The 16,110-nt window shown below is 44.8% G+C and carries 18 protein-coding genes; 15 read left to right on the top strand and 3 right to left on the bottom strand.

What is annotated here, in order from left to right:
* The first annotated feature begins 82 nt into the window (after positions 1-82).
* Positions 83-880, top strand: coding sequence for a phosphotransferase family protein (locus BFW96_RS17400; RefSeq protein ID WP_009967993.1), 798 nt, complete (start codon positions 83-85; stop codon positions 878-880).
* Here BFW96_RS17400 and BFW96_RS17395 read toward each other — a convergent pair whose 3' ends face one another.
* Positions 881-1,159: a YtzH-like family protein gene (locus BFW96_RS17395; RefSeq protein WP_003237926.1), complete on the bottom strand. Its 279-nt coding sequence runs from the start codon at positions 1,157-1,159 to the stop codon at positions 881-883. It abuts the gene before it with no gap.
* Between the two features lie 206 nt (positions 1,160-1,365).
* On the opposite strand from BFW96_RS17395, the gene trmB reads away from it, so the two are divergent.
* The 3 genes from trmB (at position 1,366) to BFW96_RS17380 (ending at position 4,705) form a co-directional block, all read left to right on the top strand.
* Complete coding sequence (trmB, locus tag BFW96_RS17390; RefSeq protein WP_014665023.1) at positions 1,366-2,007, top strand: tRNA (guanosine(46)-N7)-methyltransferase TrmB; 642 nt, start codon at positions 1,366-1,368, stop codon at positions 2,005-2,007.
* Between the two features lie 69 nt (positions 2,008-2,076).
* A complete protein-coding gene (locus tag BFW96_RS17385) occupies positions 2,077-2,922 on the top strand; it encodes a YtnP family quorum-quenching lactonase (protein ID WP_069840138.1) in 846 nt (281 codons plus the stop codon).
* Between the two features lie 82 nt (positions 2,923-3,004).
* Positions 3,005-4,705 carry an NAD-dependent malic enzyme gene (locus BFW96_RS17380; RefSeq protein WP_040082118.1) on the top strand — a complete coding sequence of 567 codons (1,701 nt, stop codon included), beginning with the start codon at positions 3,005-3,007 and terminating at the stop codon, positions 4,703-4,705.
* Between the two features lie 51 nt (positions 4,706-4,756).
* Here BFW96_RS17380 and BFW96_RS17375 read toward each other — a convergent pair whose 3' ends face one another.
* A complete protein-coding gene (locus tag BFW96_RS17375; protein ID WP_069840137.1) occupies positions 4,757-5,074 on the bottom strand; it encodes a PepSY domain-containing protein in 318 nt (105 codons plus the stop codon).
* Positions 5,075-5,232: 158 nt separating this feature from the next.
* On the opposite strand from BFW96_RS17375, the gene BFW96_RS17370 reads away from it, so the two are divergent.
* Positions 5,233-6,306, top strand: a complete 1,074-nt coding sequence (locus BFW96_RS17370; RefSeq protein WP_069840136.1) for a M42 family metallopeptidase — start codon at positions 5,233-5,235, stop codon at positions 6,304-6,306.
* 54 nt (positions 6,307-6,360) lie between these two features.
* Here BFW96_RS17370 and BFW96_RS17365 read toward each other — a convergent pair whose 3' ends face one another.
* Positions 6,361-6,807 (bottom strand): YtoQ family protein, encoded by a 447-nt coding sequence (locus BFW96_RS17365; RefSeq protein ID WP_069840135.1) that lies wholly within the window; start codon positions 6,805-6,807, stop codon positions 6,361-6,363.
* A 78-nt stretch (positions 6,808-6,885) separates the two neighbouring features.
* Between BFW96_RS17365 and BFW96_RS21580 the strand changes: the two genes are divergently transcribed.
* The 10 genes from BFW96_RS21580 (at position 6,886) to BFW96_RS17320 (ending at position 16,091) form a co-directional block, all read left to right on the top strand.
* Positions 6,886-7,002 (top strand): hypothetical protein, encoded by a 117-nt coding sequence (locus BFW96_RS21580; protein ID WP_004399150.1) that lies wholly within the window; start codon positions 6,886-6,888, stop codon positions 7,000-7,002.
* Between the two features lie 39 nt (positions 7,003-7,041).
* A complete protein-coding gene (locus BFW96_RS17360; protein WP_014665016.1) occupies positions 7,042-7,365 on the top strand; it encodes a thioredoxin family protein in 324 nt (107 codons plus the stop codon).
* A 14-nt stretch (positions 7,366-7,379) separates the two neighbouring features.
* Positions 7,380-8,189 carry a DUF1444 domain-containing protein gene (locus BFW96_RS17355; RefSeq protein ID WP_080478262.1) on the top strand — a complete coding sequence of 270 codons (810 nt, stop codon included), beginning with the start codon at positions 7,380-7,382 and terminating at the stop codon, positions 8,187-8,189.
* Between the two features lie 15 nt (positions 8,190-8,204).
* Positions 8,205-8,810 carry a YtpR family tRNA-binding protein gene (gene ytpR / locus BFW96_RS17350; protein ID WP_069840134.1) on the top strand — a complete coding sequence of 202 codons (606 nt, stop codon included), beginning with the start codon at positions 8,205-8,207 and terminating at the stop codon, positions 8,808-8,810.
* A gap of 159 nt (positions 8,811-8,969) precedes the next feature.
* Positions 8,970-11,813 (top strand): DNA translocase FtsK, encoded by a 2,844-nt coding sequence (locus BFW96_RS17345; protein ID WP_069840133.1) that lies wholly within the window; start codon positions 8,970-8,972, stop codon positions 11,811-11,813.
* A 249-nt stretch (positions 11,814-12,062) separates the two neighbouring features.
* A complete protein-coding gene (gene murC, locus BFW96_RS17340; protein ID WP_014665012.1) occupies positions 12,063-13,361 on the top strand; it encodes a UDP-N-acetylmuramate--L-alanine ligase in 1,299 nt (432 codons plus the stop codon).
* A gap of 161 nt (positions 13,362-13,522) precedes the next feature.
* Positions 13,523-13,945 (top strand): DUF948 domain-containing protein, encoded by a 423-nt coding sequence (locus BFW96_RS17335; RefSeq protein WP_014665011.1) that lies wholly within the window; start codon positions 13,523-13,525, stop codon positions 13,943-13,945.
* A 30-nt stretch (positions 13,946-13,975) separates the two neighbouring features.
* Positions 13,976-14,428, top strand: coding sequence for a YtxH domain-containing protein (locus tag BFW96_RS17330; RefSeq protein WP_040082123.1), 453 nt, complete (start codon positions 13,976-13,978; stop codon positions 14,426-14,428).
* A gap of 23 nt (positions 14,429-14,451) precedes the next feature.
* Complete coding sequence (ytxJ, locus tag BFW96_RS17325; RefSeq protein WP_069840132.1) at positions 14,452-14,778, top strand: bacillithiol system redox-active protein YtxJ; 327 nt, start codon at positions 14,452-14,454, stop codon at positions 14,776-14,778.
* Between the two features lie 236 nt (positions 14,779-15,014).
* Positions 15,015-16,091 (top strand): bifunctional 3-deoxy-7-phosphoheptulonate synthase/chorismate mutase, encoded by a 1,077-nt coding sequence (locus BFW96_RS17320; protein WP_040082124.1) that lies wholly within the window; start codon positions 15,015-15,017, stop codon positions 16,089-16,091.
* Positions 16,092-16,110 lie beyond the last annotated feature (19 nt).

The following is a 16,110-nucleotide window of genomic DNA, read 5'->3' as shown; positions in this document are numbered from 1 at the left end:
GAAAAAGGCGCTCGCTGGATAGACTAGAGACGATTCGCCTTTATTCTAAAATATTTTAAGAAATGATGGGTTGAACATTGATATGAACTGGTTGGGACAATTACTAGGTAGCGATTGGGAGATCTTCCCCGCCGGAGGAGCTACAGGAGATGCATATTATGCGAAACATAACGGGCAGCAGCTTTTTTTAAAACGTAATAGCTCACCTTTTTTAGCTGTTTTATCCGCCGAAGGCATTGTTCCGAAGCTGGTTTGGACAAAACGGATGGAAAATGGGGACGTCATTACGGCCCAGCACTGGATGACCGGCAGAGAGCTGAAGCCTAAAGACATGAGCGGACGGCCCGTTGCTGAGTTGCTTCGTAAAATACACACATCAAAAGCCTTGCTGGACATGCTGAAGAGACTTGGAAAAGAACCGCTGAACCCGGGGGCTCTTTTGTCTCAGCTGAAGCAGGCTGTATTTGCTGTGCAGCAATCTTCGCCGCTGATTCAAGAAGGGATCAAGTATTTGGAAGAACACCTGCATGAAGTGCATTTCGGTGAGAAAGTCGTTTGCCATTGTGATGTCAATCATAATAACTGGCTATTGTCTGAAGACAACCAGCTGTATTTAATTGACTGGGACGGCGCCATGATCGCTGATCCGGCGATGGACCTCGGACCTTTGCTGTACCACTATGTCGAAAAGCCAGCTTGGGAGAGCTGGCTGAGCATGTACGGCATAGAGTTGACAGAAAGCCTTCGGTTGCGAATGGCTTGGTATGTGTTATCTGAAACAATCACTTTCATTGCCTGGCATAAAGCAAAAGGCAATGACAAGGAATTTCATGATGCAATGGAAGAACTGCATATCCTCATGAAACGAATTGTTGACTAATCAGGAATACGAATCCATTTGCTCTACCCATTGAGACAGGCTGTTCTGATGCTCTTGTATGTGTGAGTCGATGGATTTGGACGATATTCCTGATTGGCTGTAGCGGTAAACATCCTCAAGCACGTTTTTAAAATTTGAATCAAGCTCGGTGTTTGCCATCAGTGATTTAATCACACGCTCAAGCTGCTCGTACTCTGCGACTGTTCCGCAGCAGTCCAATTGATGGTCAGTCAAGATATCCTTCAATAAATGAACTTGATGCTCATAATGTAAACCCATATCGGTACACATCCCTTCAGTATCATACGGGTTAAATTGTTCAAAACAGAGCGTTTTTATACATGTGAAAGGAGTGTTCCAGCAGACGGGACCCTCTTTTTTTATGCACTCGGCCTTAAGAGAGATGCACTGGAAAAACGAGCTTGCGGGTCTTTTTAATTCATGGTATGTTGTTAGTCGAAATAATAGATAGAGGTGTCAATCATATGAGAATGCGCCACAAGCCTTGGGCTGATGACTTTTTGGCTGAAAACGCAGATATTGCCATCAGCAACCCTGCTGATTATAAAGGGAAATGGAACACAGTGTTTGGCAACGACAATCCGATCCATATCGAGGTTGGTACAGGAAAAGGTCAATTTATTTCTGGGATGGCCAAACAAAATCCCGACATCAATTATATTGGTATTGAGTTATTTAAAAGCGTCATCGTGACAGCCGTCCAAAAAGTAAAAGACAGCGAAGCGCAGAATGTAAGGCTTCTGAATATAGATGCGGACACGCTGACGGATGTGTTTGAGCCGGGTGAAGTGAAACGGGTCTACTTGAACTTTTCTGATCCTTGGCCGAAGAAACGGCATGAAAAACGCCGCCTGACATACTCCCACTTTCTCAAAAAATATGAAGAAGTAATGGGAAAAGGCGGAGCGATTCATTTTAAAACCGACAACCGCGGTTTGTTTGAGTACTCTTTGAAAAGCTTCTCTGAGTACGGCCTGCTGCTGACATACGTCAGTCTCGATTTGCATAACAGCAATCTGGAAGGCAATATTATGACAGAATATGAAGAAAAATTCTCTGCACTCGGCCAGCCGATCTATCGGGCTGAGGTTGAATGGAGAACGTAAAGACAGACTCTGACAGGAGTCTGTTTTTTTTATGGCCCGTTTGCTACCATGATGACAGGGGGGATGAAAATGGAAACAATGAAAATTGGAAACATCACGTTGACCTGGCTTGACGGAGGCGTGACGCATATGGATGGAGGGGCGATGTTCGGCGTCGTTCCAAAGCCGCTTTGGTCTAAAAAATACCCAGTCAATGAAAAAAACCAGATTGAACTAAGGACAGACCCCATTTTGATTCAAAAGGATGGGCTTAATATCATCGTTGACGCCGGAATTGGATCAGGCAAGCTGACTGATAAACAAAAACGAAACTATGGCGTGACACAAGAGTCGAATGTGAAACCATCATTAGCTGCACTCGGGTTAAACGTTGCCGATATAGATGTGATCGCGATGACACACCTTCATTTTGATCATGCATGCGGTTTAACGGAATATGAAGGTGAACGGCTCGTCTCTGTCTTTCCGAATGCGGTGATTTATACATCAGCTGTCGAATGGGATGAAATGCGCCATCCAAATATCCGGTCGAAAAATACGTATTGGAAGGAAAATTGGGAGGCTGTAGCCGGCCAAGTCAAAACCTTTGAGGATTCTTTAACCATCACAGAGGGGATTACCATGCATCACACCGGAGGCCATAGCGACGGACACAGTGTCCTGATATGCGAGGATGCGGGTGAAACTGCTGTACATATGGCTGATCTGATGCCGACGCATGCCCACCGCAAACCGCTTTGGGTTCTGGCTTACGATGATTACCCGATGACCTCTATCCCGCAAAAGCAGAAATGGCAGGCGTTCGCAGCAGAAAAAGACGCTTGGTTTATCTTTTATCATGATGCCGAGTATCGCGCCCTTCAATGGGAGGAGGACGGAAGGATCAAAGAGTCAGTCAAGCGAATGAAGCAATAGCATATTTTTATGTTTACCCTGCATGTTTTCCGGCTAATAATGCAAACCTAGTACTAATTATGCTCAGAAAGGAAGAGGCAGGGTGAAACAATTCAAAGTAACAAACGAAGGAGACATTCAAACAACATTAAGAGGCCTTGAAGTGCTCTCTGTTCCTTTTTTGAACAAAGGTGTCGCTTTTACTGAGGAAGAAAGAAAAGAACTTGGTTTAAAAGGCTTTCTGCCGCCTAAGGTATTAACAATTGATGATCAGGCGAAAAGAGCGTATGAGCAATATTCCGCACAGCCAGACGATTTAAGCAAAAATGTTTATTTAACGGCGCTGCACGATCGGAATGAAACGCTGTTTTACCGCCTGTTAAATGACCATTTAGGGGAAATGCTTCCGATTGTCTACACACCGACAGTTGGAACGGCCATCCAGAGATACAGCCATGAATATAGAAAACCACGAGGGCTCTATCTGTCAATCGATGACCCGGACGGTATGAAAGAAGCCTTTAAACAGTATAAAGATCAAAGCGATACGATCGATTTAATAGTTGCAACTGATGCGGAAGGAATTTTAGGAATCGGTGACTGGGGCGTCGGAGGAATCGCGATTTCTATCGGCAAGCTGGCGGTTTATACGGCGGCTGCGGGCATTGATCCGAGCAGAGTGCTTGCTGTTGTTTTAGATGCGGGGACAAATCAGGAGAGCCTCCTGAACGATCCGCTTTATGTCGGCAACCAGCATTCCAGAGTGCGCGGGGAACGCTATGACCAATTTATTGACGACTACGTTGCGCTGGCGAGAGAGACATTTCCGAATGCATTGCTGCATTGGGAGGATTTCGGAGCGAAAAACGCGCGAAGCATTTTGAAACGCTATAAAGATAAAGTTTGTACGTTTAATGATGATATCCAAGGGACAGGCGCTGTTTCTTTGGCGGCAGTCTTATCCTGTGCAAAAGCGTCTAAAGTTCCGCTGAGGGATCACAGAGTTGTTATATTCGGAGCAGGAACGGCTGGAATCGGAATTGCCGAACAGCTGCGGGAAGCATTGGTGCGTGAGGGGCTGAGTGAGGAAGAATCATATCAGCGCTTCTGGTGCATAGACAGAAACGGACTGTTGACAGATGATATGGATCAGCTTCTTGATTTCCAAAAGCCGTATGCACGTTCGGCTGATGAAGTGAAGGATTATCAGCGGAACGGAGATGGCGGAGGCATTGATCTCCTTGAAGTGGTCCGTCAGGCGAAACCGACAATCCTGATCGGGACGTCTACGGTTTCAGGTGCTTTTACTGAAGAAATTGTCAAAGAAATGGCGTCACATGTGAAACGGCCGGCGATTTTGCCAATGTCAAATCCGACAACTCTTTCTGAAGCAAAGCCGGAGGATTTAATCGAATGGACAGAAGGCCGTGCGCTGATCACGACAGGAAGCCCGTTCCCGCCAGTGGAGTATAATGGCGTAACGTATCATATCGGCCAAGCGAACAACGCGCTTGTCTTCCCGGGGCTTGGTCTTGGAACGATTGTCACCAAATCAAAATTAATTACAGACAGCATGTTTGAAGCATGCGCCCGGGCGATCGCAAGTATGGTCAATGTCGGGGTGCCTGGCGCGCCGATGCTTCCGAAAGTAGAGGATTTGCGGACTGTATCGGCAACCGTTGCGGTTGAAGTTGCAAAAACCGCAATGAAGGAAGGCGTTGCGACAGAAGAGCCTGAAGACATTATACAGGCTGTGCAGGATGCGATGTGGTATCCGGTATACAAACCGATTCGCGCGATATAATAAAAAGAGCCGCTGCGTAGGCAGCGGCTTCTATTTTATGCTTGTCCGGTGTTAAGAAGCGATTGTATCAATGACATCTACAATTTCCCCCGTTTTCGCATCCACCATGACTTCATACTGTTCTAATTCTCCGAAAGCTGATCGTGTAATGCCGGTTTTGTATACCTGTACCGTTTCTCCGTTAATATTGTAAGGCTCCGGCTGGGTGTAAATCCATGATCCGTCAATCGAGCCCCGCTGCTTAAAAGCGGATTTTACAATTCGAAGCGCTTTTTCTGAAGAAATATAAGGCTTCATCACATATTGTTTCACAACGACAGCCGTACAAATTCCAAGTCCTGCTCCTAAAAGAAGATGACGCAATTTCAAAATAAAGCACCTCCTAATTGATCGTACTTTTCATTATACAGAAACAGCCAAAACCTGTTAAGCAATACGCGGCTGATTGAGCAGATTCGGTCAGGGTGCTTGGAAAACTTGATTGTTTCTAATAAAATAAAAGGACTACATAGAAATGAGGGGAAAACATGAATCAAGAAACGAAAGCGCTTTTCCAAACACTGACGCAGCTTCCCGGCGCGCCGGGCAACGAGCATCAGGTTCGTGCTTTTATGAAGCAGGAGCTAGCCAAATATGCCGATGACATCGTTCAGGACAGACTGGGAAGTGTTTTCGGAGTCAGACAAGGCGCAGAGGGTGCACCGAGAATTATGGTAGCCGGGCACATGGACGAAGTCGGCTTCATGGTGACATCCATCACAGACAACGGGCTGCTCAGATTCCAGACACTCGGAGGCTGGTGGAGTCAGGTTTTGCTTGCGCAGCGGGTTGAAGTTCAAACAGATAACGGGCCGGTTCCGGGTGTGATTTCAAGCATACCGCCGCATTTATTGACAGATGCACAGCGAAACCGCCCGATGGATATCAAAAACATGATGATCGATATTGGAGCGGACGATAAGGAAGACGCCATCAAAATCGGCATAAAACCGGGACAGCCGATCGTGCCTGTCTGTCCGTTTACGACGATGGCGAATGAAAAGAAAATTTTATCAAAAGCATGGGATAACAGATATGGATGCGGTTTGAGCATTGAACTTTTGAAGGAATTACACGGTAAAGAGCTTCCAAACACGCTCTATGCGGGTGCAACGGTTCAGGAAGAAGTCGGGCTAAGGGGGGCACAGACGGCTTCTCACATGATTAAACCGGACTTATTTTTCGCCCTTGATGCCAGTCCGGCAAACGATATGAGCGGAGACAAAAATGAATTTGGCCAGCTTGGAAAAGGCTTTTTGCTCCGTATTCTTGACAGAACGACAGTCATGCATCGCGGAATGAGGGAATTTGTTCTTGATATGGCTGAAACGCATGATATTCCATATCAATATTTTGTATCCGGCGGGGGAACAGATGCAGGCAAGGTTCATATTTCGAACAGCGGCGTTCCGTCAGCGGTTATCGGAATTTGTTCCCGCTACATTCATACAAACGCTTCTATCATTCATATTGATGATTATGCTGCTGCTAAGGAAATGCTCATCAAACTTGTAACAGCCTGCGATAGACAGACGGTAGATGCAATTAAGAAGAATATGTAGAATTTATAAAAGCTTGTTGAACGAGCAGTGAGCCCGGTTCGACAAGCTTTTTTCTTATTCTGTTTCAAATAGATAGGAAAGGGCCTTGATGGCTTGGTTGACGGTTTCCACTGTTATATTCGCTTTATTGGAAAGCTCTTTTAATGGATGGTGGAGTGATTCCGGCCGGATGATAATCAGAGGTTTTCCTTTTGCGATCGCATATGATGCATCCATTGCCGTGTTCCACTGTTTGTATTTTTCGCCAAACAGGGCGATCACAAAGTCTGCTTTATTCATCAGGATGGCGGTTCTGAAGTTGTTGATGTCAGAGGCTTTGTCATCCTTCAAAACGGCATTTGGCTGTACGCCCATAATGTCTTCGCCAATATTGTCTGAGCGGTCATGATTCTCCATCGGGCCGACAAACGTAATCGGCAGCTTCAGCGATTTTGTTTTCTCTTTGATTTCCTCGCGCCAATTGCTGTGGATTTCCCCTGCTAAATAGACGATAAACTCCATACTAAAATCCCTCCTTATGTATGTCCAGCTGTGAATTTTACCCTCATGTACACGATGTTAAACGAAACGAGCTTGATAATGCAAATAAAATATGATAATGATAATGGGAAAGCCAATCTTACATATTCATTCGTTGCATATAAGTGGTTTTGCCTCAAGCAGTTTGGTATGATCCAAATGGACGAGTATCGATAAACAAACATGTAAGAACATAAACAACTGGAGGGATATGAAATGAAAAAAATTGAATCAACTCAAGAGCTGGAAAAAGCGGTACAGGATGACTGGGCTGTATTTATGTTTTCTGCCGACTGGTGCCCGGATTGCCGTTTTGTAGAGCCTTTCCTGCCTGAACTGGAAGCGGATTTTCCTGAATTCACTTACTACTACGTAGACCGTGACAAATTCATTGATACATGTGCAGAGTGGGAAATTTACGGAATCCCAAGCTTTGTTGTTTTTAATGAAGGAAAAGAAGTAAATCGTTTTGTAAGTAAAGACCGCAAAACAAAAGAAGAAATCGAACAGTTTTTAACAGATTCTCTCGCTAAAGCGTAAAGGAGGACATCGGTTTGAAAATGACCTCAAGGAAGCTGTCAGATATACTGAAACAGCGCCTTCAGCACGAGAATCGCTCCTTTCTGTTTGACAGAGAAAAAGACACTCTCCGTGTTGAGGATCAAACGACAAAAAAAGGGATTACGCTCGATTTGCCGCCGATTATTGCGAAATGGGAACTGAAAAAAGACGAAGCCATTGATGAGATCGTGTACTATGTTTCCGAAGCAATGACGGCAATGGAAGGGAAGGCTCAGGAAATGACCGGGAAAGAAACTCGCATTTATCCGGTCATCCGCTCGACTTCCTTCCCGGACAAGTCCAGCGAAGATATCCCGCTCATTTATGATGATCATACCGCAGAGACAAGAATTTATTACGCGCTCGATCTCGGGAAAACATACCGTTTAATTGACCAGCGCATGCTTGAGAAAGAAAACTGGACAAAAGAACGGATCAGAGAGACGGCCGCATTTAATCTCCGTTCTCTGCCGACGGTTGTCAAAGAGGATACGGTTGCCGGCAATTACTTTTATTTCTTCAGGGCAAACGATGGATACGACGCCAGCCGGATTCTGAACGAAGCGATTTTAAATGAGTACAAGCAGCGTGCAGAAGGGGAGCTGGCGATCTCTGTTCCGCATCAGGACGTTCTGATTCTTGCTGACATCCGGAATGAATCAGGGTATGATATTCTAGGACAAATGTCGATGAGCTTCTTTGCAGGCGGCACCGTTCCGATTACCGCTCTTTCATTTTTGTACAATGAAGGAAAGCTGGAACCGGTGTTTATCCTGGCGAAAAGCCGTCCGAAAAAGGATTAGAAAGGATTTTTACTTATGAACGCTTTTTATAATAAAGAAGGTGTGGGAGACACGCTCCTGATCTCTCTTCAAGATGTGACACGTGAACAATTAGGCTATGAAAAACACGGCGACGTCGTCAAAATTTTCAATAACGAAACAAAAGAAACAACGGGCTTCAACATTTTCAATGCGTCTACTTACTTGACCATTGATGAAAACGGCCCTGTTGCGCTCTCAGAAACATTCGTGCAAGATGTGAATGAGATTTTAAACAGAAACGGCGTTGAAGAAACATTAGTCGTTGATTTATCTCCGAAGTTTGTTGTGGGTTATGTAGAATCAAAAGAAAAACATCCGAATGCCGATAAATTAAGCGTATGTAAAGTCAATGTAGGAGAAGAAACGCTTCAAATCGTCTGCGGCGCGCCTAACGTTGACCAAGGACAAAACGTTGTCGTTGCCAAAGTCGGCGCTGTGATGCCTAGCGGACTTGTCATTAAGGATGCAGAGCTTCGCGGCGTTCCGTCAAGCGGAATGATCTGCTCAGCGAAAGAGCTTGATTTGCCTGACGCCCCTGCTGAAAAAGGGATCCTTGTGTTAGAAGGAGATTATGAGGCGGGAGAGGCATTTCAGTTTTAGACTCCCATAAATCCGCCCAAAAAAACGAATCATGTGAAAAGCCGCTAAGCCCCTGTTTAGCGGCTTTGTTTCTGCTGATAGCTTAATCTTTTCTGGGCCGACCAGCAGTGGTATACTAAAAACCGTCCCAGAAAACTATAAGGGAGTTAGAGATAAATTATGAGTTGGCTTCATAAATTTTTTGATTTGTTTTTAGGCGAGAGCGAAGAGGATGCTGAACGGGAGACAAAACCCGCTCAAATTCCGCAGCAACAAGAGGTGCATCATCCTGAAGGACAATTAAAAAGATTGGAAGATCCTAAAATATATTATGAATATCCAAAAGGCAAGTTCCGTTTTCCAGTCGTGCCTGATGGATACAAAAATCATGACCTGAGAAGGCGCCGCGAACCATCGGTCGAACCGAAATCCGCGCCTCGTCCAAGCGCTGCACCTTACAGAGAGCGTCCCAGCAATGAAAAAGAGCAGCATACATATCAATCATCAGAGCCGGCGAAGAAACCGTTTAAACCGACAAATATCCCTTCGCCAATCTATGGATTCAATCAAAAACCATCCGTTAAAAAGGATGTGCCGAAAAAGCCTTCTGAAACATTGAACGAACCGGATAAACCGGTAAAAGAGAAGGTAACATTGCTGTCAGAAGAGATCGAACGTGAACGCGGCTATCCTGCTTCAGACACACAGGCGCACTCCAAAAAAGAAAATCCTTTCTTTCCGGATATCCAATTTGAAAAACAGCCTTCTGGCGTTTTAAACAGAAAGGATACAGAGCGTGATGGGGCACCAGGTAATGAAGTGCCATTTGAATCAGGCGTTCAACAGCCGCAAAAAGAGGAGTCTTTCTTCCCAGCTGAACATGCCGAAGGGCAAGCAATGCCTGAGATACTCACAGATACGGCGAATGAAGGCCTTTCAGGCAGTGAAGTAAGCCGCGAAGACATCATGCCTGCATCGACTGAGGAAGAACAAAGGGAAGAGCAGGCAGAGCAATTTGAAGAGCCTGTTTTCTCTGCTGAACTTGATGAAGAGCAAACAGCTCCTGAACCTCTGGCAGAGGCAGCATCTGAGGAGGAAAAATCAGAAGAGCCGTCAGACAGCACAGTATACAATCATCACGAAAACGCGGCAGAAGGTGCTGAGTCTCCGTTCGTTCAAGAAGAACAAATGGAATTTCATCAGGAAGAGCCTTCATTATTTACTGATCACGAGCATTCATCTGGAGCTCTGGATCAAACAGAAACCGAGGCGGAAGAATCAGAAGAGCCATCAGAAAGCATAATAAATAATCAGTATGACATTCCGGCAGAATCTAAGGAAACGAAGATAGATGTTCAGCCAGACAGCCAGACAGAGCTTGAGGAAACTGATCGGATGGACCAAGCTTCCAAACCGCTTTCTGCAACCCATGAAAACCGGCAGGAAATCCGGACAGACAAACCTCACGAAGCTTCAAAAGAGCCGAAACCAAGGCCTGGTGTGCAAGAGAACAGGTCCGAACAAAACGCACCTTCTCAAAAAGGGCCATCCGTTCCTTTTAATGTCATGATGCTGAAAAGAGATACGCATAAACAGCAAAAAGCAGAGGAACGCCGCGGCAGCTATGTATTTCCGAATGTTGCGCTGCTAGATGTCCCGCCAGCGCAGGTCCAAGATGATACTGCGTGGATCGAAGAACAGCGTCAGCTTCTTGATTTGACCTTGAAAAATTTCAATGTCCGCGCCAATGTCGTCCATGTAACCCAGGGTCCGTCTGTCACGAGATTCGAAGTGCATCCTGAACCAGGTGTAAAGGTGAATAAAATCACCAACTTGTCTGATGATATTAAACTCAGTCTCTCAGCAAGAGATATTCGGATTGAAGCGCCGATTCCGGGGAAAAACACGATCGGGATTGAAGTGCCGAACCGCACGAGCAAGGTGGTTGATTTGCGCCAAATGATTCGCAGCTCAGCTTTCAGGACAAGCAAGTCACCGCTCACGGCTGCGCTGGGATTAGATATTTCAGGAAATCCTGTTGTTATCGACTTGAAGAAAATGCCGCATGGCTTGATTGCCGGCGCCACAGGCTCGGGAAAAAGCGTATGCATCAATACAATATTAGTCAGCCTGCTTTATAAAGCTGATCCGAGTGAGGTAAAGGTGCTGCTGATTGATCCAAAAATGGTCGAGCTGGCTCCTTACAATAAAATTCCTCACCTCGTCAGCCCTGTCATTACTGATGCTAAAGCGGCTACAGCTGCTTTGAAGTGGGTCGTTGAGGAAATGGAACGCCGCTATGAGCTGTTTGCCCATTCAGGTGTCCGCGACATTGACCGCTTTAATCAATTAACCGGGGAACACCAAATGGGTGAAAAGCTGCCGTATTTAGTTGTCATTATTGATGAGCTTGCAGATCTGATGATGGTAGCGCCAAACGATGTGGAAGAAAGCATAGCGCGGATCGCCCAAAAAGCAAGAGCATGCGGTATCCATCTTCTCGTCGCAACTCAGCGTCCGTCAGTAGATGTCATTACAGGCCTGATTAAGGCGAATATCCCGACGAGAATCGCCTTTTCTGTTTCAAGCCAGGTTGATTCCCGAACGATTATTGACATCGCCGGTGCAGAAAAGCTTCTCGGAAAAGGGGATATGCTCTTTTTGGAAAACGGCTCGGGAAAACCGGTCCGTCTGCAAGGTAACTTTGTGTCGGATCGTGAAATCGACCGCGTTGTTTCTCACGTCAGAAACCAAATGCCGCCAACCTATTTATTTGAACAAGAAGAGCTCGTAAGACAAGGATCAGCCCTGAAAGAAGAGGATGAACTGTTTTACGAAGCGTGTGAGTTTGTTGTAGAGCAAAACAGTGCGAGCACTTCAAGCCTGCAGAGAAGATTCAGAATCGGTTACAACCGGGCGGCAAGGCTGATCGATATGATGGAAGCGGAAGGCATGATCTCTGAGGCAAAAGGAAGCAAACCCCGTGAGGTGCTGATCACGGCAAGTGATTTAATAAACGAATAATATGGGTTCATTTTCACACCAAACATGGTATGATAGTGTTTAGAGCATTTAACAGCTATGCCGCTTTACAGCAGCTGCGCATAGACAAATCTTGATATCTAGGTTTAATCGGAAAGAAATAACCGGATACTGAACATAACAAAACATATAAAATACGCCGCTAAGGGAGGCTTTTCACCCGCCGCGGTCGCAAATTGAAATGAGCGTCATATACTGGGGAACAGATAGACGTTTGTTGGAGGTACAATTATGACTGTTTATCATTTTGTTGGAATAAAAGGGACAGGTATGAGTCCGCTTGCCCAAATACTTCATGATAATGGATATACTGTCCAAGGATCGGATATCGAAAAATTTATTTTTACGCAAACAGCGCTTGAAAAAAGAAATATTACGATTCTTCCTTTTAGCGCGGAAAATATTAAGCCCGGCATGACAGTTATCGCCGGAAATGCATTCCCAGACACGCATCCAGAAATAGAAAAAGCGATGTCTGACGGAATTCCGGTGATACGTTATCATAAGTTTTTAGGCGACTACATGAAAAAGTTCACAAGTGTTGCCGTTACAGGTGCACATGGCAAAACGTCGACTACGGGTTTGCTGGCTCACGTGATCCAAAATGCAAAACCGACGTCTTTCTTAATTGGAGACGGAACAGGCCAGGGAAATGAAAACAGCGAATACTTTGTGTTTGAAGCGTGTGAATACCGCCGCCATTTCTTAAGCTATCAGCCAGACTACGCGATCATGACGAATATTGATTTTGATCACCCTGATTACTTCTCAAGCATTGACGATGTATTTGACGCTTTTCAAGAGATGGCTCTTCAAGTCAACAAAGGCATTATCGCCTGCGGAGACGATGAGCATCTGCCGAAAATCCATGCGAACGTCCCGGTTGTGTATTACGGCACAGGGGAAGAAAATGATTTTCAAGCCAGAAACATCGTAAAAAGCACGGAAGGGACAACTTTCGATGTCTTTGTCCGCAATACGTTCTACGATACGTTTTATATTCCTGCGTACGGTCACCACAATGTATTAAACTCATTGGCGGTCATTGCGTTATGCCATTATGAAGAAATTGATTCCAGCATCATTAAGCATGCTCTCAAATCCTTTGGGGGCGTCAAACGCAGATTCAATGAGAAGCAGCTAGGGGATCAAGTGCTGATTGATGACTATGCTCATCACCCGACAGAAATAAAAGTGACAATTGAGGCGGCAAGACAGAAATATCCTGATCGTGAAATTGTTGCGGTATTTCAGCCTCATACATTTACGCGAACGCAGCAATTCCTTGACGAATTTGCAGAAAGCCTGAGCGGCGCTGACTGTGTGTATTTATGCGATATTTTCGGCTCAGCCCGTGAAAATGCTGGAAAGCTGACGATCGGCGATCTGCAGGGGAAAATTCATAATGCCAAGCTGATTGAAGAAGATGACACTTCTGTTTTAAAAGCTCATGATAAAGCCGTTCTCATCTTCATGGGGGCAGGAGATATCCAAAAGTATATGAGAGCCTACGAAAACGTCATGGCATAATAAAAAGCAGTGATCTCACTGCTTTTTATTTATCTGACGAGAAAGCTTATTAAAGGATTTTCTTACATAACGGAGAATAGTATGTATACAGCCCAGTACACATGTTTATGATTGAAGAAAACGGGTAAACAGCAGTATATCCTGCAGCAAGGAGGTTTGAGATGATTATTATTCTTTATTTGAGCGTTGCACTCATCGCAATTGCATTTCTCGTATTAGTGATCTACTTGTCTAAAACATTGAAGTCACTGCAGCTGACACTAAAACACGTCGCATCCACTCTTGAAGGGCTGGAGGGACAAATGAAGGGCATCACAACTGAAACAGCCGAGCTTTTACATAAGACTAACCGCCTGGCTGAAGATATTCAGGAAAAATCAGAAAAGCTGAACACGGTCGTTCATGCTGTTCAAGGGGTGGGAACTTCTGTACAGCAGTTCAATACATCCATGAAACAGGCGGCAGGGTCTGTATCGGCATCAGTTAGAGAAAATCAAGACAAGATCAATCAAGTTGTCACATGGAGCCAAGCAGCAATGGAAATTTGGGAGAAATGGAAGCAAAAGAAAAAATCAGCTCTGTAAGAGAAAAAAATACCTAGAGGAGGAATAATGATGAGCAAAGATGGAATTAATAGTAAAGATTTTTTAATCGGAACTTTAATCGGGGGAATCATCGGTGCCACTACAGCTCTTTTTCTAGCGCCTAAATCAGGCAAAGAACTTCGCGACGATCTCGGCAGCCAAGCGGTTGCATTACGGGACAAAACAGATAAAATGACGGCTGATGCGAAGGAAAAAGGCACGCAATATGTCAGCATCGCAAAAGACAAAACTTCCAACATCACACAGCTTGTAGCGGATCAGTCTGGGCAGATCATGAACAAGGTAAAGGATTTAAGAGACCGTTCCAAATCTGACAAAACGGATTCATCAACAATGCAAGATATGAAGGAAGAAGCGATGCAGGCAGCCGGCGAAACAAAAGATCAAGTCCTCCAGGCGAAAGAAGATGTAAAAGACGAACTGAAAGATGCACAAAAACAGGCTGAGCATATGAATCGCTGAGCAGGGAAGGAAGAGCTTGAATCATGGCTAAACAGCTTATTCAATCTGAAGAAGAATTTAAACGGATTGCAGAACAGGAAGGCGCTTTTGTCTTCTTTAAACACAGCACCACATGCCCGATCAGCCAGGCAGCATTTCATGAGTTTGATGCCTTTGCAAATCAGCATGAGGATGTGCCGGCTTACTATCTTCAAGTACAGGAAGCCCGGCCGCTGTCAAATTTCATCGCAGAAACATATGGGGTAAAGCATGAAAGCCCTCAAGTATTCATCATTCAGAACGGTGAAGTGAAATGGCATACCTCACATTCACAAATTACAGAGTCCGCCATTGAGCAGCATTTGTCATAGCAAAAAGCGTCCAGATATTATCTGGCGCTTTTTTTTTGTAAAAAACCCTTGAACATTGCCCTCACATCATGTAGGATAGCTTCATAGATTACTTTATCACTTAAAAGCGTTTGGGTAATAAAGTAGAGTTTTTATAAAATTTTTTGTATTTCAGTATTTCCATTTGGAATTACTTATAGTAAGATGCATGATAACTACAAAATAAAAAATGAATGTGCAGGGAAAGGATGAAAAAAATGAGCAACACAGAGTTAGAGCTTTTAAGGCAGAAAGCAGACGAATTAAACCTACAAATTTTAAAATTAATCAACGAACGCGGAAATGTTGTAAAAGAGATCGGTAAAGCGAAGGAAGCACAGGGTGTCAACCGATTTGACCCTGTCAGAGAACGCACTATGTTAAACAATATCATTGAAAACAATGACGGTCCGTTCGAAAATTCAACCATCCAGCACATTTTTAAAGAGATATTCAAAGCCGGTTTAGAGCTTCAAGAAGAAGATCACAGCAAAGCGCTGCTTGTCTCCCGCAAGAAAAAACCTGAAGATACAATTGTTGATATCAAAGGCGAAAAAATCGGAGACGGCCAGCAAAGATTCATTGTCGGCCCATGTGCGGTAGAGAGCTATGAGCAAGTAGCTGAAGTGGCTGCAGCTGCGAAAAAACAAGGCATTAAAATTTTGCGCGGTGGAGCCTTTAAGCCTCGTACGAGCCCATACGATTTCCAAGGGCTTGGCGTAGAAGGCCTTCAAATTTTAAAACGTGTAGCGGATGAATATGATCTGGCGGTTATCAGTGAAATCGTAACTCCGGCTCATATCGAAGAAGCGCTTGACTACATTGATGTCATTCAAATCGGAGCGCGCAACATGCAAAACTTCGAATTGCTGAAAGCTGCCGGTGCAGTGAAAAAACCAGTGCTTTTGAAGCGCGGCCTTGCAGCAACGATCTCTGAATTCATCAATGCTGCTGAATACATCATGTCACAAGGAAATGACCAAATTATCCTTTGTGAGCGAGGAATCAGAACATACGAAACAGCAACGAGAAACACGCTTGATATTTCAGCTGTGCCGATTTTGAAACAAGAAACGCATTTGCCGGTATTTGTTGATGTTACGCATTCAACAGGCCGCCGTGACCTCTTGCTTCCGACAGCTAAAGCTGCTTTAGCGATCGGTGCAGACGGTGTCATGGCTGAGGTTCACCCTGATCCGTCAGTCGCGCTTTCTGATTCTGCTCAGCAAATGGCGATTCCTGAATTCGAAAAATGGCTGAATGAACTGAAGCCAATGGTGAAAGTCAACGCTTAATTGAACACTCCAAAAGGCC

Source organism: Bacillus sp. F56, from assembly GCF_001748205.1.
Taxonomy (GTDB): domain Bacteria; phylum Bacillota; class Bacilli; order Bacillales; family Bacillaceae; genus Bacillus; species Bacillus stercoris.
Note: the sequence above shows the minus strand (reverse complement) of the source record. Positions and strands in the feature narration are given on the sequence as shown.